This is a genomic window from Nocardia sp. NBC_01499, assembly GCF_045040275.1.
Classification (GTDB): domain Bacteria; phylum Actinomycetota; class Actinomycetes; order Mycobacteriales; family Mycobacteriaceae; genus Nocardia.
In genome coordinates, this window is record NZ_CP109426.1 from 9,138,755 (window position 1) to 9,159,547 (window position 20,793).

A 20,793-nucleotide genomic window follows, 5' to 3' on the forward strand; every position below is an offset into this window, starting at 1 on the left:
ACCGGCCCGCATCGGCCAATCGTCATCCTCAGGCGGTGGCGGCGTCTAGCAGTGCCGTCGCGGCCGCGCGAGCGTGCTGACCACAAGTGGGGTCGTTGAGTACCATCGCCCTGCTGGCGGCTCCGTCCGCGAGGATCGCGAGCTGCTCGGCGAGGATGTCCGGCTGTGCTGCGCCGAGTTCGCTCAGCAACGCGGCGATGCGCTGGGTGAAGCGCTGTTTCTGCTGGCGGGCGTAGGCGTGCGCGGGGCTGTCGGGGTCGGGGAACTCGGCGGCGGCGTCGACGAAGGGGCAGCCTCGAATGAGGCCGGTGCCGTTGTCGGGGACGGTGAACAACTCGAGCAGTCGTTCCCGAGGGGTGCGATCCTGTCGATCGAGCACGCTTTCCATCGTGAGTCCGGCTTCGACGACGTGCCGTAGGTACGCCACCACCAGGTCGTCCTTGCTGGGGAAGTGGATGTAGAGGGTGCGCTTCGAGACCGGGGCCGTCGAGGCCACCTCTTCCATGCTCGTTGCGTTGATCCCGTGCGTCTCGAACAGTGTCATGGCTGCGGCAAGGATGCGCTGGCGTCCGCCGCGCCCGGGGCGGGAAGTGACGTTCTGCTCGACCATCGCCTAAGTATACGTCTCCGTTTACTTCCATCGCGACCGTTGCTACGCTCCCAGGTAAACGTTTCCGTTTACTTTGGAAGATCTGAAAGTGAGGGTCATGATCACCATCCCCCTGTCCGAGTACGCCGAACAGCTGATCCGGGGGCGTCGGGCCACCCGAGCGTTCCGCCCCGAGGCCGTGCCCGCCGAGACGCTGCGGGCCGTCTTTTCCCTGGCCGGCGCGGCGCCGTCCAACTCGAATACGCAACCCTGGCACGTCGAGGTGGTCAGCGGCGCCATTCGAGATCGCCTTGGGGAGGCATTGGTTGCTGCCCATGTCCGGCAGGATCTCTCCTTGGACTTCCCCTACAGCGAGGACCTCTATCGCGGCACGTATCAGCGACGGCGACAGCAGGCGGGGGAGCGGCTTTACGCGGCGGCGGGGATCGGACGAGAGGATCACGCCGCGCGCGAGGCGTACAACGCCGAGAGTCTGCGTTTCTATGGTGCTCCGCACGTCGCATTGCTGTTCACCGCACCCAACGCCGAGGTGCGCATGGCCGCCGATGTCGGCATCTACGCGCAGACGCTCATGCTCGCAATGACCGCGTACGGCATAGCCAGTTGCCCGCAAGGACTTCTGAGCTTCTACGCCGACACCATCCGTGCCGAATTGGGCATCAAGGACCGAAAGATCTTGCTCGGCATTTCCTTTGGTTACGCCGACGAATCGTCACCGGCGAACGCCTTTCCGATGCCGCGCGCCGAACTGGGCGAGACCACTCGATTCCACGGTTGAGCCCCGGCCAGCAAACTTCGGGTCGTTCCTACCGGCATCCGTCGAGTAGCAGTCGAATGGTGAGGCGCGAGTCGTACTGTGCGTCAACCATTTCCGCGCCGGCGCAGATGTCGCCGATCGCTCGGAGCAGTTGGTAGGCGGTGAAGTCGGCGGTGACCTCGCCCGAAGCCCTTGCGGCGGAGAGGATGTCGGCGAGCACCGGCACGAGGCGATCGATGAACAGTCCGTGCAGGGTGGTGAAGGTGTCTGGGTCGTTACGCATCGCGGCGGCGAGCCCGTGCTTGGTGACCAGGAAGTCCGCGAAGAGATCCACCCATTGACGCAGCGCGGTGAACGGTGACGGCGCTGTCGCGAGCAGGGTGGGTCCGGCTTCGGCGCAGGCGTCGACCTGATGCCGAAAGACGGCGACGACGAGGTCGGCGCGGGTGGGGAAGTGCCGGTAGATCGTGCCCATGCCGACGCCCGCCTCGGTGGCGATCCGGCGGACGGGCGCGTCCACTCCGTCGGTGGCGAAGATCGACGCCGCGGCATCGAGCAGGGTCTTCTCGTTCCGTCGGGCGTCCGCGCGTTTGGCGGTCGTCGGCAGCGGATCGGCGCCTGCGCTCACGTGGCGCTCCTTCCTCTCGTTGCGGTCGTCTTGCTAAGCGGAGCACTGTTCCGTATATTCGGAGCAGTGTTCCGCTTAAGAGTCTAACCGGTGGCTCACGCCGTCGGAACCTACGCGGACACGCCGCTCATCGCCATCGAAGGGAAGATCAACATGCCTGCACCCGGCACGGTCGCCGTTAGCGCCGTCCCCGTACTGACCACTCCGATCATCAGCGTCAAGCCGGTCGTCCTGCCCGCACCGGAGCGCGGCGACGACCTGCAGGTGCGCGTGTCGGCGCCCGCCTCAGGCACCGCGCTCCCGGTGCTCGTCTTCGCGCACGGCTTCGGCGAGTCGATGTCCGCCTACGAGCCGCTGGTCGATTTCTGGGCCGGCAACGGCTTCGTCGTCATCCAGCCAACGTTCCTCGACTCGCGGACCCTCGGCATCACCCCCGAGGACCCGCGATACTCGAACATCTGGCGCATCCGGGTGCAGGATGTCGGGCGCGTACTCGACGAACTCGACCACATCGTCGCCGCGGTTCCCGGCCTCGGTGACCGCATCGACCGCGACCGCATCGCCGTCGCGGGACACTCCTGGGGTGCACAGACCGTCGGCATGCTGCTCGGCGCGCGCGTTCTCGACGCGGACGGGCAGCCGGGGCCCGACCTGACGGATGCTCGCGTGAAAGCCGGTGTGCTGCTTGCCGCCGCCGGGATCGGTGGCGACGAGCTAGCGCCCTTCGCCGCGGAGAATTTCCCCTTCATGTATCCCGACTTCAGCGGCCTGGCCACGCCAACCCTCGTGGTCGCGGGTGACAACGACCAGTCCCACCTCTCGACTCGCGGCCCCGACTGGTTCACCGATGCGTACACCCACAGCCCGGGTGCCCAGAGCCTGCTCACCGTGTTCGGCGGCGAACACTTGCTCGGCGGAATCCAGGGCTACAACGCCAAGGACACCACCGACGAAAGCCCGGAGCGAGTCGCGTTGATTCGCAAGGCTTCCCTGGCCTACCTCCGCAGCGTTCTCGGGATCGACGACACGGCGTGGAAGCAGGTGCAGGCCGAGCTCGCGGAGGCCGCCGACCCGATCGGCGGCATCGACAACAAGTAAGCGGTCAGGCCGGATCGGTGATGAGGTGGTGGTAGGCGGTGTCGAGGGGGATATCGACCGCGAACCAGGCCGCGGGTCGCTCGTCGTCGTGCGGACACCAGGCGGTCGCGATGCACAGTCGGGCCACCTCCGCGTTGGTCAGGCCGGGCAGGTGCCACGCGACTCGGGCCGGATCTGTGTATCGCACACCGTATTCGGAGGTGCCGTTCCGTAGCGGGCGGGCCCAGCTGGTCGGCATCAGCCGACCGTCCGCGGCCTGCATGGCGAGCAGCTCGGCATCCGGGCCGCCGATCGAGACCATGAAGCGCTCGGTCTCGACGCTCACGGCCGCGAGGCATTCGCCGGAGTCCTGGCCGCCGTAAGCGTCGGCGGGAAGATCGGTCAGTTCGGCCGAGACGACCAGTCCAGGCACCTTCGCGCGCGCCTGCACCTGCCAGATCGCGGCCCACACCGGGACCGGTGCGCCGCCGTCCCAGGCGGGGACATCGATACTGCCGATCAACAGATCGACCGTGGCAGTTCGATGTCCCCACCGGTGCAGCTGCGAGCCATTCGGCAAGTACCACAAGGCATCCGGCTCGGCCGGTAGCGCGTCCGCGCCGAGCGTGACGGAGAATCCGACGGTGCCGAGGGGAGTGTCGATCACGGCTGGGCGACGGTCTGCCTTGGCCAGGTGGTCGGTGGGGAGCATGCGCCCATCATGCAGGTTCGCGTTCATCGGGAACTGGCAGACCGGAATTGTCCGGTCGCGAACTAAGTTCTATGTGTCGAACTGTGTTCGTGTCGAGGTATGCTCGGTCGCATGCCAGTGGATCCGAAACAGCGTCGCGCCGCCAGGCACGCTCAACCGGCCGCGTCGTCAGCGCAGCAAACGCGCAGGAAAGAGCCGATCACCGTCGACCGGATCACCGACGCCGCGCTCGAAGTCGTTGCCACTCAGGGTTATGACGCCCTGACGATGCGCAGCGTTGCGGGCGTACTCGACACCGGACCCGCCTCGCTGTACGCGCACGTCGTCAACAAGGCCGACATCGACGAGCTGATCATCGGCCGACTCTGTGCCCAGCTGGTACTGCCCGAACCCGATCCGGCGAGCTGGCGCGCGCAAATCCTCGACGTCTGCGCCCAGACCCGCGACCAGTACCTGCGCTACCCCGGCATCTCCCGCGCCGCGCTCGCCATGGTCTCCACCAACCTCGACGTGATGCGCGTCAGCGAAGGCATGCTGGCCATCCTGCTCGCCGGTGGCATCGAACCGCAGACGGCGGCCTGGTCGATCGACGCGCTCTCGCTCTACGTCGCCGCCTACACACTGGAGATCTCCCTGGTCACGCAGCGACAGCGCCAACAGGACGAATGGGTCGTCAGCCGCGACGAGCTGATCAGCCGTTTCACCGCGCTCCCCGCCGATCAGTTCCCCCAGACCAAACGCTATGCGGCCGAATTGACCTCCGGCACAGGACACGAACGGTTCGACTTCACCCTCGGCCTCATTGTCGACAACCTGACCGAGCGGCGCAGCGGCCGCTGATCGCGCCAACAAGTGAGCGAAACCCGTTGCTCTCCAACGGGTTCACCGCATCAACGGTGGATCCGGCGGGAACCGGCCAGGAAGGCTTGATATCTGGGGTTCGGAAGCGGGAGCATGGTCGTGGAGGGATGTCATGAAACCAGGCGTCGACAGTAGTTCCGCACCGATCCCCGGACCTCGTTGCGAGGGTGACGGTCTCGCCGAGATCGTGGCCGCGGGCGGGTTACACAACTACCAGCTGAAGTTGCATGACGAGTACGGCCCGGTGGTCCAATTTCGACTGCCGGGCGCGCAGACGGCGGTATCGGTCGCGGACCCGATACTGCTCGAGGCGACCGCCAAGATCGATAAGCGCCCGGAAAAGTTGTTCGAATTCCTTGCCCCACTGCAAGAGTCAGGCAATCTCCAGACAATCCCCGCCGCCGAGCACACGCCGTGGCGGCGGGTGCTGTTGTCGGTCCTGGCCGGACGTCGCTCGCACGAAACACATTTCGGGCAGTTCGTGACACTGACCGGTGAATTGGCCGACCAGTGGGCCGAAGCCGCCACACACGGCCCAATCGCCTTGCAACAGAACCTCAGTGCGCTGTCACTGCGCATGATTTGCGCCTATGCGCTCGGCAGTGGAGCGGACTCACCAGAACAGGCCGGAAAGATCGTCGCGGCGTTCGAGGATGTGCTGACCGAGCAACTGTCTCGGCTGTATCAGGTCGAAATGCCGGGCACCGACGAGTCCCGCGCGGTTCGCGCCCAACAGGCGTTGACGTACCTGCGGGCAACCGTGGACGGCGTGCTCTCCGCGCACCACAGCGGCGGCGGCCACCACAGCGGCGGCGGCCACCACGCCGTCGCCGCGCAGCACGACAGCAGCGCGCAGCACGACAGCAGCGCGCAGCACGGTGATGCCACGCACCACGACAGCGTTGGGCAGCACGGCGATGCCGCGCACTACGACGGCGGCGCGGATCGCGGTGATGCCGCGGATCACGGCGACGGCGGGCAGCGCGGTGGTGCCCCGGACCACGTCGGCGTCGGGCACCACGACGGCGGCGCGGATCGCGGTGGCGGCGGGCAGCACGGTGGCGGCGCGGATCGCGGTGACGGCGGGCAGCACGGTGACGCCGCGCACCACGACAGCGTCGGGCAGCGCGACAGCGTGGGGCACCACGGTGATGGCGAGCACCACGGTGACGCCGTGCAGCAGCACGGCGGCGAGCAGAACGGTGGCGAGCAGCAGGGTGATGGCGGGCAGCACGGTGACGCCGCGCACCACGACAGCGTCGGGCAGCGCGACAGCGTCGGGCACCACGATGATGGCGAGCACCACGGTGACGCCGTGCAGCAGCACGGCGGCGAGCAGCACGGCGGCGAGCAGAACGGTGGCGAGCAGCAGGGTGATGGCGGGCAGCACGGTGGCGGTGCGCAGCACGGTGACGGCGGGCAGCGCGGTGATGCCGCGCATCACGACGACGGGGCGCACCATGGCGAGAGCAGCGATCTGATCGCCGCGCTGGCCGCCGCGGGACAGCCTGCGGCGCGGATCCGGGACACCGTGTTGGTGACGATGCTTGCCGCCCACCACACCACTGGTGTCGCCGTTTCCTGGACCCTGTACCTGCTCGCGCAGCATTCGGATGTCGCCGAGCGGGTGGTCGAAGAACTTGACCGCGTCCTTGGTAGCCGTCCCGCTCCCGATTACGCCGATCTGAAACACCTGACGTATCTGACTATGGTCCTCAAGGAGTCGATGCGGCTCTACCCGCCGGGACCCTATGGCGCCCGCGAAACCACCGAGGAGCTTCGCATCGGCGAGCACACGGTCGCCGCGGGCACCACGATCTTCTACCCGATCTGGGCCGTGCACCTGAACTCCGAATACTGGCCCGAGCCAGAGGTTTTCGATCCGGAACGGTTCACTGCGGCGGGGACCGCCAACCGTCCCAGGCTCGCCTACATCCCCTTCGGCGTCGGCCCACGGAGCTGCGAAGGCGCCTCCCTGGCCATGGTCGAAGCCGAACTGATGCTCGCGGTCCTGGTAAAGCGATTCCGCTTCGAACTCGCCGCCGATCACGCCGTAGTCCCCATCGAACGCTTCGTCCTATGGGCAGCCGACGACATCCATATGAACCTCACACCACGCAACCCCACCCCACCGACCCCGCACTGACCCACCGCATCCCGCGCCCATTGGCATGGGAGATCCAACCGCGGTTACGCGGCCCGAGACGGTCAGCCGCAAGCGTCACGGCGCGCGTCGCCGTGGTTCGAGCCGCAAGCGGAGTCCGGCTGTATCTCCGGCAAGCGCCAGGCCCCCACGCCCACCTCGGAAGCCACGATCGTCGGCGTGCCGGCTGGCAACTTCCGAGATGCACTGCTGGACAAGTGATCACGGGGAACTGACGTAAGTAGCTTCTCGGCCGATGCCGCCCTCAGTTCCCCGTGATCATCCGACCAACAGCAGTCGGCGGTGACGATGGTTCAGGGCCTGGTTGGGGTGTTCCGAGTGCGGCGGTCACGAACGATGCGAGCAGCGGTCGGCGGTCCTGCGCATTCCAGGCGAGGACCAGGTGGCTCGGTGGCGCGTCGGTCACCGGGACGCAGACCACGCCAGCTGGGACCGGTTCGACCAGCGAACGGGGCAGCACCCCGATCATCCGGCCGACCACGATCAGGTGCAGCAACTGGACTACGTCGGCGACCTCGGGACCGGTGCCGTCGCCCCCGGGGACGCCTTTCCAACGCGGCAGCGTTTCACCCGCCAGATCGGACATTCGCACGGCCGCGCACCCGGCCAGCCGGTGTCCGGCCGGGACGATGACCACGCGGTCCTCGGTGTGCAGCGTCTCGTGGGCCAGACCGTCGAGATCGTCGAACGGCGCGTAGAGCAGGCCGACGTCGGCTCGCCCGTCGCGCAGAAAGTCCGTGCGATCGGCGGGACCGCTGAACAGGATGTCCACCCGCCGGGCGTCGGGCTGGTTGGCGTACTCGGCCAGGATCGGTGACAGCAGACCGGCATCGCCGCCGGGTTTGAGCACGAGCCGCAGGTGCGCCTGCGTGTCACCGGCGCGCCGGGCGCTGCGGACGGCGGCGCTGACCGCGTTGAGCGCATGTCGCCCGTGTTCCCGCAACGCCTCGCCTGCCGCGGTGAGCGCGACGTGGCGGCTGGAGCGGACGAACAGCGCGACACCGAGCCGAGTCTCGATCCGCCGGATCGCCTTCGACAGCGCGGGCTGAGCGATCGAGAGCCGAACGGCGGCCCGCCCGAAGTGCAGCTCGTCGGCAACCGCGATGAAGTACTCGAGCTCGCGAGTCTCCAGTTCAACCATGCCCACAGGTTATCGCCGAATACCGAACAGATCTTGGACACATTCGGCTGGCGCCAAGAAGAATTGCTGCATGATCAACCATACGATGATCGTTTCCTTCGATCAGCCACTACCGGATACCGCACTCGATCAGTACCTCGCAGATATCGAACAGGTCATGCTCGGCAGCGGTCTGGTGCAGTCGTTCGCGGCCGGCCACCACATCGCCGTCCCCGGCGAGGAGGCCATTCCGGCGCTGATCGCGACCGCGATCGTGCAGATCGGCGTGGCCGACATCGACACGCTGGCACAGGCATTCACCGCGCCCGGCATGCATGAGGTCATCCACCGCTGGCAGTCACGGCACCCGTACAAGGTCGCCTGGGCGAACCACAAGGTACTGGCCTGAGCGGCACAGTGGGGTTGGTTACCGGGCGCAGGTAGCGGGATCGGCAGCGCTGGCGTTCGCTCAGAGGCACGCGCACAACAACATTCGGGTCAACGCCGTGTGCCCCGGCCCGACCCACACCCGGTTTCGAGACGGTGGCGGCGGGCACCAACACGCTCGAGCGGTAGGCCCGCTCGGTCGGTTGGCAGTCCCGGAAGAGGCAGCGGCGGTTCGGCTCTGCTCCGATGGGCATTGACGTTCATTGATCCGCTGCCGTACGGAACTCGAGACCGGCCGCTGTCGTGCGAGCACCGTCTGCCTTCGCCGGGTCTTTCAGTCCGCCGGGGCAGTGCTCAGCGGTGAAGTGGCGGTCGATCGTCTCGGCGATGTCGGTGAGCGCGTCGAGTTGATCCGGGGCGAGCACGTCGGCGAAGCAGTGGCGAATGCCTGTCACGTATGACGGCCACGCGGCCTGAAATGCGGCGCGGCCCGCATCGGTGAGCGCGACGTCGTAGCCGCGGGCGTCGCCCTCGCTCGGCGCGCGCATGACCGTGCCGCGCGTCTCCATCCGAGAGACCTGGCGGGACAGGCGACTTCGGTCCCATTGCAGCGCGGCGGCCATGTCGCGGGCGCGCAACCTGTTCTCCGGGCTGTTGGACAGTCTGAGCAAGATCACGAAATCCGCCTCGGTCAGCCCGAAGTCGCGGGTCAACATGCGGGCGAGCACAACGTTGACCTCGATGCGCATGTGCTGGAACCGCACCCAGGCGCGGGTCTCCCGCTCGTTCAGCGACTCCTGATCCATGACCGCGAGCCTACCGAGCTTTTGTTGACATGTAACTCTCTGGCGGCCTAAAGTTGTTTACATAGAAACAAACGCTGACTCTGGTCGGCGCCCGATCCATGATCGGCAGGAGTTTGATATGAGTGAGGCGCTCGACTGGAATGCCAAGACGATCGCGGAGTTTCGCGCGAACGAGGGCAGGGTCGGCGGGGTCTTCGAAGGTGCTCCGATCGCCCTGCTGCATCATCGCGGCCGCAAAAGCGGACGCGAGCACGTCAGCCCGGTCATGTATCTCCCGCACGACACCGAGCCCGACATCATCTACGTCTTCGCGACCACGGGCGGCGCACCGCACAACCCGGACTGGTATTACAACCTGACCGCCGCCGGTGACGGCAGTGTCGAACGCGGAACCGAGGCGTACAAGGTGACTGTCCGCGAATTGCCCGGCCCTGAACGCGATCTCATCTACGCGGAGCAAGCGCGCCGCTACACCGGCTTCGCCGAGTACGAACGCCAAACCGCTGGGGTGCGGACCATTCCCGTTCTCGAACTCAGCCGGGCGTAGCCGACCCGGCTCGTCGTCGGCACCAACGGCTGACTCCGCGGTGCTACCAGGCGAATTCAGACCGAACGGAGATCGACGATTATGCCAAAAGCAGTCAGGTACAACGAATTCGGCGGAATCGATGTCCTGCGAGTTGACGAGGTCGAACGCCCGGTGCCCGGCGACGGGCAGGTCCTCGTACGGGTCAAGGTGGCTGGCATCAACCCCAGTGAGGCGGCCATCCGCACGGGCGCGGTGGCGCACATATTCCCCTCGACGTTCCCCTCCGGACAGGGCAGCGACCTCGCCGGGGTCGTCGAGGAGATCGGCGCCGACGTCGGCGGATTCTCGCCCGGCGACGAGGTGATCGGGTTCTCGCAGCGGCGGGCTTCCCAGGCCGAGCTGGTCCTGGTCGAGGTCGGCGACCTCATACGCAAGCCGGCGAACATCTCGTGGGAGGTGGCTGGCGGCTTGTACGTCGCCGGTGTAACCGCTTGGGGTGCAGTACATTCCGTCCAGCTCGAGCAGGGCGAGACCGTCGTCGTCGCCGGCGCTGCCGGAGGTGTCGGCTCGCTCGCCGTCCAGCTCGCGCGCCGTGCCGGGGCAACGGTCATCGGCCTGGCGAGCGAGAGCAACCACGAGTGGCTGCGGAGCCACGGCGTGCTCCCGATCGCGTATGGCGACGGCGTCGCGGACCGGATCAAGGCCACCGCACCCAACGGCGTCGACGCCTTCATCGACACCCACGGCAACGGGTACGTCGAGCTGGCCCTCGCCCTCGGCGTCGCGGTCGAGCGGATCGACACCATCGCCGATTTCGCGGCGGCCGCGAAGCACGGGGTGAAGACCGACGGCGGGGCAGAGGCCGGGCCGGGCGCCAAGGTGCTCACCGAGCTGGTCGGCCTGATCGCCGACGGAAACCTCGAAGTCCCGATCGCGAAGGTCTATCCGCTGGCGCAGGTCCGCGAGGCTTACACCGAACTCGAACACCGCCACACTCGCGGCAAGATCGTCCTCGAACCCTAGCGGCCCCACTGTTGGGGGCAGGTACTTTGGGGGCATCTAGAAGTTTGCTGAGCCCTCGATGTCAACCGTAAAGTCAGCTACGGGGGGGAGGTTTGCCGCCCCCAAAATCGTTGGTGATGAAGGGGTTTCGTGCATGTTCGGTAGAGGGAAATCGATGGGCGCCATGGTCGTGGCAGTCGGCGCCGCAGTGCTGCTCACGGGATGCGGCAGCAGTTCCGACAACAGCCAGCCGACCCCGAGTAACGCGCAGGCAACCGCCGCGGCCGCGACATCCGCCGGGGCAACGAACCCATCCACGGGTGGCGGGAACAACGAGGGCGAAAACGTTCCGCCCGCACCAGCACCCGCCCAGCAGCCCGCACCCGAGGCGCCCGCACCGGCACCCGCCCAGCAGCCCGCTCCGCCTGTCGCACCCGCTCCGCCTGCCCAGCAGCCCGCGCCCGCCGCGCAGTGGGATCCCTGTGGTATCAACCTCGCCGCTGTCGCCAAGCAGGGATTCAACACCAGCGCCACGCAGGTGGTCGACAACTCTGACGACAAGAGCTGCCGTTGGCCGTCCACCTCGGGCAAGTCCGAACTGACGATCGTGTCGACGCACAAGACGATCCAGGACTTCATCCAGAGCGGCCGCTACGTGAATGTGAACCCGGTACCGGTCGGCGACCGAGCGGGCTACCAATATCGTGCCGCCCAAGATACGAACAAAATCGGCTGCTACGTCAGCGTGACCGTCCCGGGCGGCCTCGTCTCGTTCATCACCAGGAACCTGCGTCCCGACGCGCCCGAAGAACCGTGCGTCGCAGCGCGTCGCATCAGCGCCGGCCTGGTCGGCCTGCTGCCCTAGCGCGGGCTCCGCACAATCCCTCCCGCGAGACCGGCCGCACGCCGATCACACGGACGCTCGCTCAACGAGAAGGATCGTCCCGCCCGGGGTGGTGGTAGAAAAGCCGCTCGATCAGCTGCCGCTGCGGTTGATCCAACGGCTTTCCGCCGGTGTCGAGGCCGGGCGCCGGATTGTCGGCGTGCCCCGCGATCTGCGCACGATGCCCATCGGCGGTCGTGACCCAGACTTCGCCCGAGCCTTCGGCATACAACAAACAGGCGTCACTCCTGCCCGGTGAAGCGGTGGGCGTGGGATGGTGTCCAACCGGGGTCGCCGGTGTGGGCGAAACGCACCCAGGCGCCGTGCATGCGCGCGGCGAGCGCCTTAGGGGGTTCGGCCGGGCCGAGGAGGCCGCGGCTGCCGTGTAGTGGCGGTAGGTCGAGGCGGTCGAAGACGAAGGGGAGTTCCACGGTGTGTGCTGCGCCGAGTCGGCCGTCCAAAGCGGTGGATTGCCAGTCGAATTCGTAGGTGTAGGTGGGGGAGGCCCCGAGTGCGGCATGGGCTTCGGCGAGGCGTCGGCTGCCCGTTCCGAACAGGGCATCTCCCAGGAGGGTCGATTGCAGTTCCGTCAGGCTCGCTTGTGGGTGTCGGGCGCGGTACCGCGCGACACGTGCCTTGGGGTCGGTGTCGACTCCGGCGGCGGTGGCGTATACCGCGTCCTCGCTCGTCGCTGCCGAATCGTGTTGCGGCGCAAGGTAGAGATTGGCCTCCTCGGTGTTCGTCCCGACGATCAGTGTCACCTCGGCGCTGGCACCGGCCGCTACGGCGTCGGCCGGTTGTGTGTCGAGGACCAGGCCGAACGGGCTGAGCCCGGCGAGCGGGTCGGCGCTGGTTTCGGTGCGCAGGTCGATGCCGGTCAGCTCCGGTACCAGCGCGACCAGACGTTCGTCCGGTATCTCGGCGAAATCCGTTGCTGTCGGCTTGATTCCGAGGGTGTCCGCGGCCGCACGGGTGACCCGTGCGGCCTGTTCGGGCGAGAACGCACCGGTGCCGCTGCCGCTTTGGACAATGGCACGATGGAATAGGTTGCGTCCCTCGGGAAGTGCCAGCAATCCACCGACGATCGTGGCCCCGGCGGACTGTCCGAACAGCGTGACGTTGTCCGGATCACCGCCGAACGCCGCGACGTTGCGTCGCACCCACCGCAGCGCCGCGACGATGTCGAGCATGCCGCGATTGGCCGGTGCGCCAGGCAGATCGAGGAATCCGGGGATCCCGATCCGGTAGTTGACGGTCACCAGTACCACGCCGTCCCGCGCGAAAGCCTTGCCGTCGTAGAGCGGCGCACGGTTCGATCCGCTGACGTATCCACCACCGTGCACGAACACCATGACCGGGCTGTTGCTGGCCTGCGCGGGCGCCCACACGGACACCGTCAGATAGTCCGCCCCGTGAACCCAGCCGGGCCCGAAATACGGTGACATGTCGAGCTTTCCGAAGTCGCGACCCGGCTGGGGTGCGGTCGGACCGGGCCGGGTGGCGTCTCGAACGCCGGACCATGGCTGGTGCGGTGTCGACACGTCGAACCGAGCGGGCCCGAGCGGTGGTGCGGCGTAAGGGATATCGAGAAAGACGTGCGCGGTGTCGGTGACGTGACCGCGGACGGCGCCTTCGGTGGTGGTGACAATCGGGTCGGACATGGCAACCTCCTGGTGTCTCGGATCGGATCTGCTGTCCGCGCGTCAGGGGCGCGTGAACGGGGCCCACTCCTTGACGGCGAATGTGTCTCCGTCGCGGCTGATTTCGGCGGCGCCGTGCCCGCCGAGGTGCGCGGGCAGCACAAGTGCGTTCTTGTCGGCCGCCCAGCCGAGGAGTCGGCGGCGGGTGGCACTGGCCTGCGCGGGGTCTTCGCAGAAGCAGCTGTTGGTGTCGGGTTCGACGAACTGCAAGGGGTTGTGCAGCATGTCGCCGACGAACACGGCACGGTCGGTGCCCGACTCCAGGGTGAGCACCGACGATCCCGGCGTGTGCCCCGCCGCCAGGTCCAATCGCAGATTCGAGTCGATGCGGTAGCTGTCGTCCCACAGCACGGCCTGCCCGGCCTGGTGCACCGGGGCGACGCTGTCCTCGAAGACGTTCTGATTACCGCGGCCGAAGACGGTCGGGTGCCCGTTGGCGGGATTCCAGAAGTCGAAATCGCGACTGGGCATGAGATAGGTGGCGTTGGGAAACGTCGGGACCCAGTGCCGATCGTGCAGGTAAGTGTTCCAGCCCACATGGTCCACGTGCAGATGGGTGTTGATCACCAGGTCGACGTCCTCCGGTCGCACTCCGGCCCGGGCCAGGTTGCCGAGGAAATCGGTGTCGAAATGACCCCAGACGGGCGCGTACGGACGTTCCTTGTGATTGCCGACGCCGGTGTCGACCAGGATCGTTTTGCCTTCGCTGCGCAGCAGCCAGGTCTGCACGGCCGAGACGCAGCCTTCGGTGTCCGGGTCGACGAAATCCGGTGCGAGCCAAGGCTTATGCCGATTCCAGGCGCCTTCGGGACTGTCCGGAAAGAAGGTCTGCGGCGCCATATCGACCGAACCGTAGTACTCCATGACTCGGGTGATGGTGACATCACCCAGCACGATCTCGTGCATGTTCCGCTCCTAGGTTGCTCGCTGCTGATTGCTTCAGCGTGCTGCCCTGGCGCCCCGGCGTGCCAGCCCGGCCGCTGCGTACCCCTGGCAGGGTCAGGCTCCCCGGTGGCCGGCAGTGCACACTGGGTTTATGAGTGCGTCCACACAGCTAGGGGAATTCCTCCGAGCCCGGCGTGCGCTCCTGCGCCCTGAGGATGTCGGTCTCCCCGAATTCCCTGGTCAACGGCGGGTGGCGGGGCTGCGTCGGGAGGAACTGGCACAGCTGGCAGGGGTGAGCGTGTCCTATTACACGCGCCTGGAACAGGGCCAGTCCGGCAACGCCTCCGATGCCATCCTCGCCGCGCTCGCCCGCGCGCTGCGGCTCGACGAACACGAGCACGAGCATCTGCGTCGACTCGCGGCGCGCCGCCCGCGGCGCAGGCAGCCACCGCAGGAGCGACTGCACCCACTGACGCGCGACCTGATGCTCGTCTTCGAGACGGCGCCCGCGATGGTCCTCGGTCGGCGAACCGACATCCTTGCCTGGAATGCGTTGGGGCATGCGCTTTTCGCCGAACATATCGATCGCACCGCGCCGGATCGTGCCGCGGACCGGCCGAATCAGGCTCGAATGTTGTTCCTGGATCCGCACATCCGCGATCTGTACGCGGACTGGCCGCGCAAAGCCCGCGCCGTGGTCGGCAATCTGCGGCTCGTCGCGGGCAGGCACCCCGATGACGCGCTACTGGCCGCACTGATCGGCGAATTATCCATGAAGAGCCCGGAATTCGTGGAGCTGTGGCGCGACCACCGGGTCAAGCCCTGCGAGGCCGACGCCTACGAATTACATCACCCGCTGGTCGGTCAACTCACCGTCACGCAGCAGATCCTCATCCCCGCCCGCTCACCCGATCAGTCCGTCGTAGTCGCCACAACGCCCAAGGGATCCAGTGCGGCCGACTCCCTCGCGCTCCTCGCGCAGTCCATTCCCGCCGACGCCAACCAGTCGTTGTCGTACACGGTCTGAACAGATCTCACCGCGCAGCGCCAGTGATGCAGATCACGGTTGCGGTTGACCGCGACCCTGCAACTGGTTGCCGAGGGCAAGATCGCGCTGGATACACCGGCGGCGGACTACCTGCCCGAGTTCGAGCCGGACCGGCGGATCACGGTGCGAATGTTGTTGCCGCGGAGTGCGGGCGTCGTCATCTCGCGCTGATCCGGTCAGCAAGCCACGTTTCGATGTCTCGGTTCGCGGTGGTGGCCATCGTGGTTGGCGAGGCGGTGAAGTTGTGCCGGGACTCTGGGTATACCCGGAGGTCAACAGCGTTGCCCGCGGCCGAGAGCCGCGCCGCCATCGCCAGGTTGTCCTCGAGCAGGATGTCCGAATCGCCGACGATCAGCAGTGTCGGCGGCAGGCCACGGAGGTCGGCGTAGAGGGGGGAGATTTCGGAGTGGGTCCGGTCGGTGACGTGGCCGACATAGGTCTGGATGAAGTACTCATCGGCGTACAGTCGGCCGCCGGGAGTTTGCCCGCTGAGGTCGTATGCGCCGAATTGCAGTGCCGCACCGGCGAACCGCTCGCTCAGACCCTGCTCGCGCAGGCGTAACAGGGTGACCAGGGCAAGGTTCGCTCCCGCCGAGGATCCGCCGATCACCAGTTCGGTTGCCCCGTAAAGGGATTCGCCCTGTTCCAGGAGCCAGCGCGCGGCAGTTTCGCAGTCGTCGGGAGCCGCTGGCCACGGATCCTCGGGCGCCAGGCGGTAATCGACGCTCACCACAACCGCCCCGAGCGCGTCGGCAAGACGAGCATTGCGCTCATCGCCCCCGGCGCCCAAGCCGATATAGAAACCGCCACCGTGAATATAGAGGCAGGCACCCCGGACCGAAGTCCCCTCGGGCACGGTGATCCGCACCGGAACCCGGCGTCCGTCGGCCTCGACGATCCGCTCGACAGCCCTGCTGCCCGACTGAATCAACAGCGCGGACTGCTTATCGCGGACCTGCTGTAATTCCTCAGGCGTGCGCGGCCCAGCGACAGGCTTCGCGGCGGCGTTGAACTGCCGACTCTCCTCGGCGTAAGCGGCCAACCCCGCATCGGTCAATTGGTCGAGCCCGATCTCCATGGTCCTCCTCATCGATACAGCACGTTCTATCAGCAGATCAGGCGATGTGGCTGGCAGGCAAGCACCCAATCTCTAGGTGGGCCACAACAATTGGCTTTTCCCGATCGCGCGGCAAGCACCGCAGGGGCTTCGATGTAGGTCAGCTCAGTCCCTCCGCGAACAGCAGCCGCCGCTCCAGCGCGTGTTCCCGAATCCGCAGGGCTTCAGCGTATTCGGCGGACGCGTACCACTCGCGAAGCCGCTCAGCGCTGGGGAACTCGACGATGATCAGGCGCCGTTCATCGTCCCACGCACCCTCGGCGGGCTCCGGTACGGCGCCGCGCACCAGATAGCGTCCGCCGTATCGGGCGATCGATGCGGCGGCAAGCTCTCGGTAGCGTTGGGCGAGTGCTTCGTCGAGTACTCGAACCTCGGAGATCACGTACGCCGTCATGGCCTCATTATGCAAACCCTCGAGTACGTCGGCCAGGCACAGGGCGGATTGGCAGTTGCGGACCCATGCGACAGAATGCCTGAGTGCGCTTTGCTAGCAGCCTCCGTTCAGTGGTCAGATCGTCTGGCTCACAGCGGAACAAGGTGGTCGTTCGTCAGGTCCACCACTGACACCGGCCGGTGAGAACTATGCCCCAAATGCATTCGTACCCCCGCGCGATGCCGCGAGCGGACTGGCGTCGTTCGTTCTGCGAGTGGAGGACCGTGCCGCCTGGCGGTCACCCGCCATCGGCGGATGGCTGATTGTGGAAAACACGGGAGAGTACAGGGTCCAGCCCGGCACCGTTGTCGTCATCACCGAAGGCGACCGCCACGTTGCCTACTTCCATGTGACTCGGGTTGGCGGATAATCGCGCGCGGCTACGGTTGCGCTCCAGCTAGATTCGATGCCGTGACGGAGACTCCTCGACTTCCCGGATTGAACTTGGCCGATGCCGACTGGTTGGTGGCGGCCGCGTTGGCGGTCGGTGCCGAGCGCGGCTTCCCGCCCTTGGCGGTGGCCGTTATCGATGTGAGCGGTGCGGTGATCGTCTTGCGGCGCGCCGACGGCGGGATGCCGATGACCAGCCGGATCGCGGTGGCCAAGGCGCGCACCGCATTACTGGCGTTGCAGCCGTCAGGTCTGATCAAGCTGCCTGGCGCGATCGTCGACAGCATCCAGCACCTGCACGACGGTGACTTCATTCCGTTCGCCGGTGGCATCCTGGTCACCGACGACGGGGTGGTGCTCGGCGCGGCCGGTGCCTCCGGGGCTCATGCGAGCGAAGACGAGGAGGCGGTGCGGACCGCGGTAGACCGGTGGCACGAATACCGCTCTCGCACCGAGTAATCGGCGACCGATACCGTCCGATCTGCTCAGGCGCGCCGCAGCGTCGTGGTAGCGATCTCCAGGAAATCGCGCAACACCTTCTCGCGCCGGTCCGCGGCGACGGCAAGGCACGTCTCGATCCCCGGGGCGTCGGTCACCGGGAGGTGGACGATGTCGGGACGGGCGTAGGCAACTGCGACGCTCATCGGCAGCAGCGCGATGCCGTGTCCAGCCGCGATGAGCTCGAACTTCTCCTCGAGCGAGGATGTCCGCCTGTTCGGCGTATCGAGCTTCCGCTCGCCATCGAGGTCCGCGCTGGTGAGCGCGGTGCGGCACGCCAGCGGGTGTGTGGCGGGCATGCAGGCGACTCGGGTTTCGTGGCCGATCGGGATGGTCCGCAACCCCGAAGCCTCGAACGGGCCCCGCAGGTACCCGACCTGGGCACGGCCGTCCCGCAATGGCGCGTCCGGCTCCCACCAGCGCGTCGGAACGAGGTCGGTCTCGACATCGGGATAGCGCGAGGTGAACGCCCGAATCGCCGCCGACACATGCAGTCCGGGGGAGAAGGCGACGACGAGCCGTCGGACGTCCCGGTCGACGTCGTGCACGCGCCGCACCGCCGCGTCGACCGTCGCGAGGATCCCCTTCGCCTCCTCGTAAAGCTGCTTCCCTGCGGCGGTCAGCTCCACGCTGCGGGTGGTCCGCACCAGCAGCGTGCAGTCCAACTCCTGCTCGAAAGCCCTGATCTGACGGCTGAGCACCGGCTGGGCGATGTAGAGCCGTTCCGCCGCTCGGCCGAAGTGCCGCTGTTCGGCCACCGCCGCGAAGTAGCGGAGCTTGCGCAGATCGAGATCCATGCCTTCAGGGTATCAATTGCTGGAAAGGGTATTGGACGGTCGCGGGTGGTCGCCGCGAGACTCGAACCATGATCGTCATCACCGTCCCCACCGGCAACATCGGCAGCCAGCTGCTCGACCTACTGCTCGAAAACCCCACTCGCAGTGAAGAATTGCGCGTCATCGTGCGTGACCCGGCGAAACTCTCCGACGCGGTCCGCGCCAGCGTCGACGTCGTCACCGGCTCGCACGACGACGCCGAGGTCGTCGACCGGGCGTTCACCGGCGCGGACGCCGTCTTCTGGCTCGTCCCGCCGAACCCGCGGGCACCGAGCCTGGACGCCGTGTTCGCCGATTTCACTCGCGCCGCCGCCAAAGCTTTTACCGCCAACGGAGTCGGGCACGTGGTCGGCGTCTCGGCGCTCGGGCGTGGCACTCCCGTCGCGGGCCACGCCGGGCACGTCACCGCGTCACTGGCCATGGACGACCTCATCGCCGGTACGGGCGTGGCCTACCGGGCGCTCGCAAACCCGACCTTCATGGATAACCTACTGCGGCAAGTGGTTTCGATCCGCGACAACGGCGTATTCACCGACATCATCGACGCCGACCGCAAAGCGCGGGTGGTCGCGACCCGAGACATCGCCGCGGCCGCAGCCCGCCTCCTGCTCGACCGCTCGTGGACGGGAACGGGCGAAGTCCCCGTGCTCGGCCCCGAGGACCTTTCGGCGAACGATATGGCCGGCATCATGACCGACGTGCTCGGCCGACCGGTGCGCTACGAGCGGCAGTCCGTCGACGACTTCCGCGCCGCACTCGCCGGATACGGCGTCGGCGACGCGCACGCGCAGGGCTTGGTCGACATGATGCTCGCGAAAGACGACGGCCTCGACGACGCCGTGCCGCGCACCCCGGAAACCGCGAGCCCGACGACCTTCCGCGAGTGGTGCACGGAGGTCCTCGCCTCGGCGGTCCAGGCATGAGGTAGCGGCCAGCGGGGAATTGGGTTGTCCCGTCGCGGTCGTCGCTGAAACACTGGCCAGGTCGAGGGTGTCGCGCGGGAGGGTTCACTATGTCTGGTTCGATTCGAGTTCTGGTGTGCGGCGGCGGTATTGCGGGTAACGCGGTGGCACTGCAATTGCTGCGCGCTGGCATCGACACGACAGTCGTCGAGCGTGCCGCCACGCCGCGTCCCGGCGGGCAAGCCGTCGACCTGCGCGGGTCCAGCCGCGAGGTGGCCGAACGGATGGGTCTGATGCCGGGTATCCGGCGGCGTCAACTCGATGAGCGCGGCATGGTTTTCATCGATGAGCGCGGTCGGCAGCGGGCCCGGATGCCCGCCGAGATGTTCGGTGGTGAGGGGTTCGTCGCGGAGATCGAGATCAGTCGCGGCGACCTCAACCAGGTGCTTCTCGACGAAATCGACGCTCGCCCAGCGGAATACGGTGAACTCGACTATCGCTACGGCGAGTGGGTCGATGGCCTGAGTGCGGACGCCGATGCGGTGCGGGTGCGCTTCGCCTCCGGTGCCGAGGCCGACTTCGATCTGGTGATCGGCGCGGACGGCCTGCATTCGGCCCTGCGCGCGCGGGTGTTCGGTCCGCGCGAGCGGTTCACCGAATACCTCGGCGCCTATATCGGATTCTTCACCATCCCAACGCCGCCGGGGATGAGGCTGGAAACCGGTTGGGTCGGTGTGCATCTCGTACCGGATAGCACAGTCGCGGTGCGCCCCGACCCCGACCCGGCGACCTCGATGGCGATCATCGCCACCCGCATACCCGTCGACGACACATTGCGCGGAGATGTAGCCGCGCAGCAGCGCTTGATCAGCGACCGGCTGGCCGGGCACGGCTGGGTGATTCCGTCGATCCTGGACAGCATGGCCAAGGCCCCCGACTTCTACTTCGACGAGGTAACCCGGGTCCGAATGCCGAAATGGTCGCAGGGCCGGGTGGTGCTGCTGGGTGACGCCGCGTACTGCGGATCGCCGATGACCGGGATGGGCACCGCGCTCGCCCTCATCGGCGCCTATCTGCTCGCCGGTGAAATCGCCGAGACACCAACCGATTTCGCGCGAGCGTTCGACCGCTACGAGGAACTGCTACGGCCGCTGGTGACCGAGGTGCAGAAGGGCACCGAAGCCGAGGTGCGGCTGCGTCATCCCAAAACCCGTCGCGGGGTCGCGGTATTACTCGCCTTCATGGCGGTATATCTGTCGCGGCCGCTGTCGCCGGTGCGGGCCCTACTCACCCGCCTGTCAAACGCAAGGACCAAATATCCGTTACCGGACTACTCGCCTTTCGCCGCCCGCCGGTGAACGCCTGAGATGTTGCTGGACAAGCGATCACGGGGAACTGGTGGCGGCAGCTTCTCGCGAGATGCCGCCACCAGTTCCCCATGATCGTCT

Annotated in this window: 26 protein-coding genes; 14 read left to right on the forward strand and 12 right to left on the reverse strand. The window is 67.1% G+C overall.

The features are described 5' to 3' along the window. Window positions 1-28 precede the first annotated feature (28 nt). Window positions 29-610, reverse strand: coding sequence for a TetR/AcrR family transcriptional regulator (locus OG203_RS41680; protein ID WP_405162692.1), 582 nt, complete (start codon window positions 608-610; stop codon window positions 29-31). 97 nt (window positions 611-707) lie between these two features. Between OG203_RS41680 and OG203_RS41685 the strand changes: the two genes are divergently transcribed. Further along, window positions 708-1,388, forward strand: a complete 681-nt coding sequence (locus OG203_RS41685; RefSeq protein WP_405162693.1) for a nitroreductase — start codon at window positions 708-710, stop codon at window positions 1,386-1,388. Between the two features lie 28 nt (window positions 1,389-1,416). Here the strand turns inward: OG203_RS41685 and OG203_RS41690 are convergent, their stop codons facing one another. Then, a complete protein-coding gene (locus OG203_RS41690; protein WP_405162694.1) occupies window positions 1,417-1,995 on the reverse strand; it encodes a TetR/AcrR family transcriptional regulator in 579 nt (192 codons plus the stop codon). Between the two features lie 153 nt (window positions 1,996-2,148). On the opposite strand from OG203_RS41690, the gene OG203_RS41695 reads away from it, so the two are divergent. Further along, complete coding sequence (locus OG203_RS41695) at window positions 2,149-3,093, forward strand: alpha/beta hydrolase family protein (RefSeq protein WP_405168169.1); 945 nt, start codon at window positions 2,149-2,151, stop codon at window positions 3,091-3,093. A gap of 4 nt (window positions 3,094-3,097) precedes the next feature. Here OG203_RS41695 and OG203_RS41700 read toward each other — a convergent pair whose 3' ends face one another. Then, window positions 3,098-3,784, reverse strand: coding sequence for a hypothetical protein (locus OG203_RS41700; RefSeq protein ID WP_405162695.1), 687 nt, complete (start codon window positions 3,782-3,784; stop codon window positions 3,098-3,100). Window positions 3,785-3,895: 111 nt separating this feature from the next. Here OG203_RS41700 and OG203_RS41705 point away from each other — a divergent pair, with 111 nt between their 5' ends. Further along, a complete protein-coding gene (locus OG203_RS41705; protein ID WP_405162696.1) occupies window positions 3,896-4,624 on the forward strand; it encodes a TetR/AcrR family transcriptional regulator in 729 nt (242 codons plus the stop codon). Window positions 4,625-5,258: 634 nt separating this feature from the next. On the opposite strand, the gene OG203_RS41710 is transcribed toward OG203_RS41705, so the two are convergent. Continuing rightward, a complete protein-coding gene (locus OG203_RS41710) occupies window positions 5,259-6,203 on the reverse strand; it encodes a hypothetical protein (RefSeq protein ID WP_405162697.1) in 945 nt (314 codons plus the stop codon). On the opposite strand from OG203_RS41710, the gene OG203_RS41715 reads away from it, so the two are divergent. Beyond that, the gene (locus tag OG203_RS41715; protein WP_405168170.1) at window positions 6,189-6,791 is read left to right on the forward strand and encodes a cytochrome P450; all 603 of its coding nucleotides are present in this window, start codon (window positions 6,189-6,191) and stop codon (window positions 6,789-6,791) included. The two genes, OG203_RS41710 and OG203_RS41715, sit on opposite strands and share 15 nt — an antisense overlap. Window positions 6,792-7,053: 262 nt before the next feature. Here OG203_RS41715 and OG203_RS41720 read toward each other — a convergent pair whose 3' ends face one another. Further along, window positions 7,054-7,950: a LysR family transcriptional regulator gene (locus tag OG203_RS41720; RefSeq protein ID WP_405162698.1), complete on the reverse strand. Its 897-nt coding sequence runs from the start codon at window positions 7,948-7,950 to the stop codon at window positions 7,054-7,056. Window positions 7,951-8,020: 70 nt separating this feature from the next. Between OG203_RS41720 and OG203_RS41725 the strand changes: the two genes are divergently transcribed. Next, window positions 8,021-8,338 (forward strand): hypothetical protein, encoded by a 318-nt coding sequence (locus OG203_RS41725; RefSeq protein ID WP_405162699.1) that lies wholly within the window; start codon window positions 8,021-8,023, stop codon window positions 8,336-8,338. After that, window positions 8,265-8,573 carry an SDR family oxidoreductase gene (locus OG203_RS41730; RefSeq protein ID WP_405162700.1) on the forward strand — a complete coding sequence of 103 codons (309 nt, stop codon included), beginning with the start codon at window positions 8,265-8,267 and terminating at the stop codon, window positions 8,571-8,573. Before OG203_RS41725 ends, OG203_RS41730 begins: the two co-directional genes overlap by 74 nt. Window positions 8,574-8,576: 3 nt before the next feature. Here the strand turns inward: OG203_RS41730 and OG203_RS41735 are convergent, their stop codons facing one another. Next, window positions 8,577-9,122 carry a MarR family winged helix-turn-helix transcriptional regulator gene (locus OG203_RS41735; protein ID WP_405162701.1) on the reverse strand — a complete coding sequence of 182 codons (546 nt, stop codon included), beginning with the start codon at window positions 9,120-9,122 and terminating at the stop codon, window positions 8,577-8,579. 118 nt (window positions 9,123-9,240) lie between these two features. On the opposite strand from OG203_RS41735, the gene OG203_RS41740 reads away from it, so the two are divergent. From OG203_RS41740 to OG203_RS41750, 3 genes are all read left to right on the forward strand, one after another. Continuing rightward, window positions 9,241-9,669: a nitroreductase family deazaflavin-dependent oxidoreductase gene (locus OG203_RS41740; RefSeq protein WP_405162702.1), complete on the forward strand. Its 429-nt coding sequence runs from the start codon at window positions 9,241-9,243 to the stop codon at window positions 9,667-9,669. 81 nt (window positions 9,670-9,750) lie between these two features. After that, window positions 9,751-10,674, forward strand: coding sequence for an NADP-dependent oxidoreductase (locus OG203_RS41745; protein WP_405162703.1), 924 nt, complete (start codon window positions 9,751-9,753; stop codon window positions 10,672-10,674). Between the two features lie 133 nt (window positions 10,675-10,807). After that, window positions 10,808-11,518, forward strand: a complete 711-nt coding sequence (locus tag OG203_RS41750; RefSeq protein WP_405162704.1) for a DUF3558 family protein — start codon at window positions 10,808-10,810, stop codon at window positions 11,516-11,518. Between the two features lie 61 nt (window positions 11,519-11,579). On the opposite strand, the gene OG203_RS41755 is transcribed toward OG203_RS41750, so the two are convergent. The 3 genes from OG203_RS41755 to OG203_RS41765 are packed head-to-tail and all read right to left on the reverse strand — an operon-like array spanning window position 11,580 to window position 14,142. Further along, window positions 11,580-11,771, reverse strand: a complete 192-nt coding sequence (locus OG203_RS41755) for a hypothetical protein (protein ID WP_405162705.1) — start codon at window positions 11,769-11,771, stop codon at window positions 11,580-11,582. 7 nt (window positions 11,772-11,778) lie between these two features. Then, window positions 11,779-13,197 carry a carboxylesterase/lipase family protein gene (locus OG203_RS41760; RefSeq protein ID WP_405162706.1) on the reverse strand — a complete coding sequence of 473 codons (1,419 nt, stop codon included), beginning with the start codon at window positions 13,195-13,197 and terminating at the stop codon, window positions 11,779-11,781. A 42-nt stretch (window positions 13,198-13,239) separates the two neighbouring features. After that, on the reverse strand, window positions 13,240-14,142 hold the full coding sequence (locus tag OG203_RS41765; RefSeq protein ID WP_405162707.1) for an MBL fold metallo-hydrolase: 903 nt from the start codon (window positions 14,140-14,142) through the stop codon (window positions 13,240-13,242). Between the two features lie 130 nt (window positions 14,143-14,272). Between OG203_RS41765 and OG203_RS41770 the strand changes: the two genes are divergently transcribed. Beyond that, the gene (locus tag OG203_RS41770; RefSeq protein ID WP_405162708.1) at window positions 14,273-15,148 is read left to right on the forward strand and encodes a helix-turn-helix domain-containing protein; all 876 of its coding nucleotides are present in this window, start codon (window positions 14,273-14,275) and stop codon (window positions 15,146-15,148) included. 45 nt (window positions 15,149-15,193) lie between these two features. Next, entirely contained in the window at window positions 15,194-15,340 is a 147-nt protein-coding gene (locus OG203_RS41775) for a serine hydrolase (protein ID WP_405162709.1), read from the forward strand. Here the strand turns inward: OG203_RS41775 and OG203_RS41780 are convergent. Further along, the gene (locus tag OG203_RS41780) at window positions 15,327-16,247 is read right to left on the reverse strand and encodes an alpha/beta hydrolase (protein WP_405168171.1); all 921 of its coding nucleotides are present in this window, start codon (window positions 16,245-16,247) and stop codon (window positions 15,327-15,329) included. The genes OG203_RS41775 and OG203_RS41780 overlap by 14 nt on opposite strands. Window positions 16,248-16,386: 139 nt before the next feature. Next, the gene (locus OG203_RS41785) at window positions 16,387-16,680 is read right to left on the reverse strand and encodes a DUF1330 domain-containing protein (RefSeq protein ID WP_405162710.1); all 294 of its coding nucleotides are present in this window, start codon (window positions 16,678-16,680) and stop codon (window positions 16,387-16,389) included. A gap of 450 nt (window positions 16,681-17,130) precedes the next feature. Between OG203_RS41785 and OG203_RS41790 the strand changes: the two genes are divergently transcribed. Next, window positions 17,131-17,568, forward strand: a complete 438-nt coding sequence (locus tag OG203_RS41790) for a heme-binding protein (RefSeq protein WP_405162711.1) — start codon at window positions 17,131-17,133, stop codon at window positions 17,566-17,568. Window positions 17,569-17,594: 26 nt separating this feature from the next. Here the strand turns inward: OG203_RS41790 and OG203_RS41795 are convergent, their stop codons facing one another. Beyond that, window positions 17,595-18,404, reverse strand: coding sequence for a LysR family transcriptional regulator (locus tag OG203_RS41795; protein ID WP_405162712.1), 810 nt, complete (start codon window positions 18,402-18,404; stop codon window positions 17,595-17,597). Between the two features lie 68 nt (window positions 18,405-18,472). On the opposite strand from OG203_RS41795, the gene OG203_RS41800 reads away from it, so the two are divergent. Further along, entirely contained in the window at window positions 18,473-19,366 is an 894-nt protein-coding gene (locus OG203_RS41800) for an NAD(P)H-binding protein (protein WP_405162713.1), read from the forward strand. 89 nt (window positions 19,367-19,455) lie between these two features. Further along, the gene (locus OG203_RS41805; protein ID WP_405162714.1) at window positions 19,456-20,703 is read left to right on the forward strand and encodes an FAD-dependent monooxygenase; all 1,248 of its coding nucleotides are present in this window, start codon (window positions 19,456-19,458) and stop codon (window positions 20,701-20,703) included. Window positions 20,704-20,793 lie beyond the last annotated feature (90 nt).

What these genes read in the sequence shown, in the direction of transcription:
- OG203_RS41760 (WP_405162706.1), bottom strand. Translation starts at nt 13,197, where the DNA reads ATGTCCGACCCGATTGTCACCACCACCGAAGGCGCCGTCCGCGGTCAC.
- OG203_RS41695 (WP_405168169.1), top strand. Translation starts at nt 2,149, where the DNA reads ATGCCTGCACCCGGCACGGTCGCCGTTAGCGCCGTCCCCGTACTGACC.
- OG203_RS41795 (WP_405162712.1), bottom strand. Translation starts at nt 18,404, where the DNA reads ATGGATCTCGATCTGCGCAAGCTCCGCTACTTCGCGGCGGTGGCCGAA.
- OG203_RS41785 (WP_405162710.1), bottom strand. Translation starts at nt 16,680, where the DNA reads ATGACGGCGTACGTGATCTCCGAGGTTCGAGTACTCGACGAAGCACTC.
- OG203_RS41770 (WP_405162708.1), top strand. Translation starts at nt 14,273, where the DNA reads ATGAGTGCGTCCACACAGCTAGGGGAATTCCTCCGAGCCCGGCGTGCG.
- OG203_RS41720 (WP_405162698.1), bottom strand. Translation starts at nt 7,950, where the DNA reads ATGGTTGAACTGGAGACTCGCGAGCTCGAGTACTTCATCGCGGTTGCC.
- OG203_RS41780 (WP_405168171.1), bottom strand. Translation starts at nt 16,247, where the DNA reads ATGGAGATCGGGCTCGACCAATTGACCGATGCGGGGTTGGCCGCTTAC.
- OG203_RS41725 (WP_405162699.1), top strand. Translation starts at nt 8,021, where the DNA reads ATGATCAACCATACGATGATCGTTTCCTTCGATCAGCCACTACCGGAT.
- OG203_RS41740 (WP_405162702.1), top strand. Translation starts at nt 9,241, where the DNA reads ATGAGTGAGGCGCTCGACTGGAATGCCAAGACGATCGCGGAGTTTCGC.
- OG203_RS41700 (WP_405162695.1), bottom strand. Translation starts at nt 3,784, where the DNA reads ATGCTCCCCACCGACCACCTGGCCAAGGCAGACCGTCGCCCAGCCGTG.
- OG203_RS41800 (WP_405162713.1), top strand. Translation starts at nt 18,473, where the DNA reads ATGATCGTCATCACCGTCCCCACCGGCAACATCGGCAGCCAGCTGCTC.
- OG203_RS41805 (WP_405162714.1), top strand. Translation starts at nt 19,456, where the DNA reads ATGTCTGGTTCGATTCGAGTTCTGGTGTGCGGCGGCGGTATTGCGGGT.
- OG203_RS41705 (WP_405162696.1), top strand. Translation starts at nt 3,896, where the DNA reads ATGCCAGTGGATCCGAAACAGCGTCGCGCCGCCAGGCACGCTCAACCG.
- OG203_RS41735 (WP_405162701.1), bottom strand. Translation starts at nt 9,122, where the DNA reads ATGGATCAGGAGTCGCTGAACGAGCGGGAGACCCGCGCCTGGGTGCGG.
- OG203_RS41750 (WP_405162704.1), top strand. Translation starts at nt 10,808, where the DNA reads ATGTTCGGTAGAGGGAAATCGATGGGCGCCATGGTCGTGGCAGTCGGC.
- OG203_RS41685 (WP_405162693.1), top strand. Translation starts at nt 708, where the DNA reads ATGATCACCATCCCCCTGTCCGAGTACGCCGAACAGCTGATCCGGGGG.
- OG203_RS41715 (WP_405168170.1), top strand. Translation starts at nt 6,189, where the DNA reads ATGCTTGCCGCCCACCACACCACTGGTGTCGCCGTTTCCTGGACCCTG.
- OG203_RS41730 (WP_405162700.1), top strand. Translation starts at nt 8,265, where the DNA reads ATGAGGTCATCCACCGCTGGCAGTCACGGCACCCGTACAAGGTCGCCT.
- OG203_RS41680 (WP_405162692.1), bottom strand. Translation starts at nt 610, where the DNA reads ATGGTCGAGCAGAACGTCACTTCCCGCCCCGGGCGCGGCGGACGCCAG.
- OG203_RS41765 (WP_405162707.1), bottom strand. Translation starts at nt 14,142, where the DNA reads ATGCACGAGATCGTGCTGGGTGATGTCACCATCACCCGAGTCATGGAG.
- OG203_RS41745 (WP_405162703.1), top strand. Translation starts at nt 9,751, where the DNA reads ATGCCAAAAGCAGTCAGGTACAACGAATTCGGCGGAATCGATGTCCTG.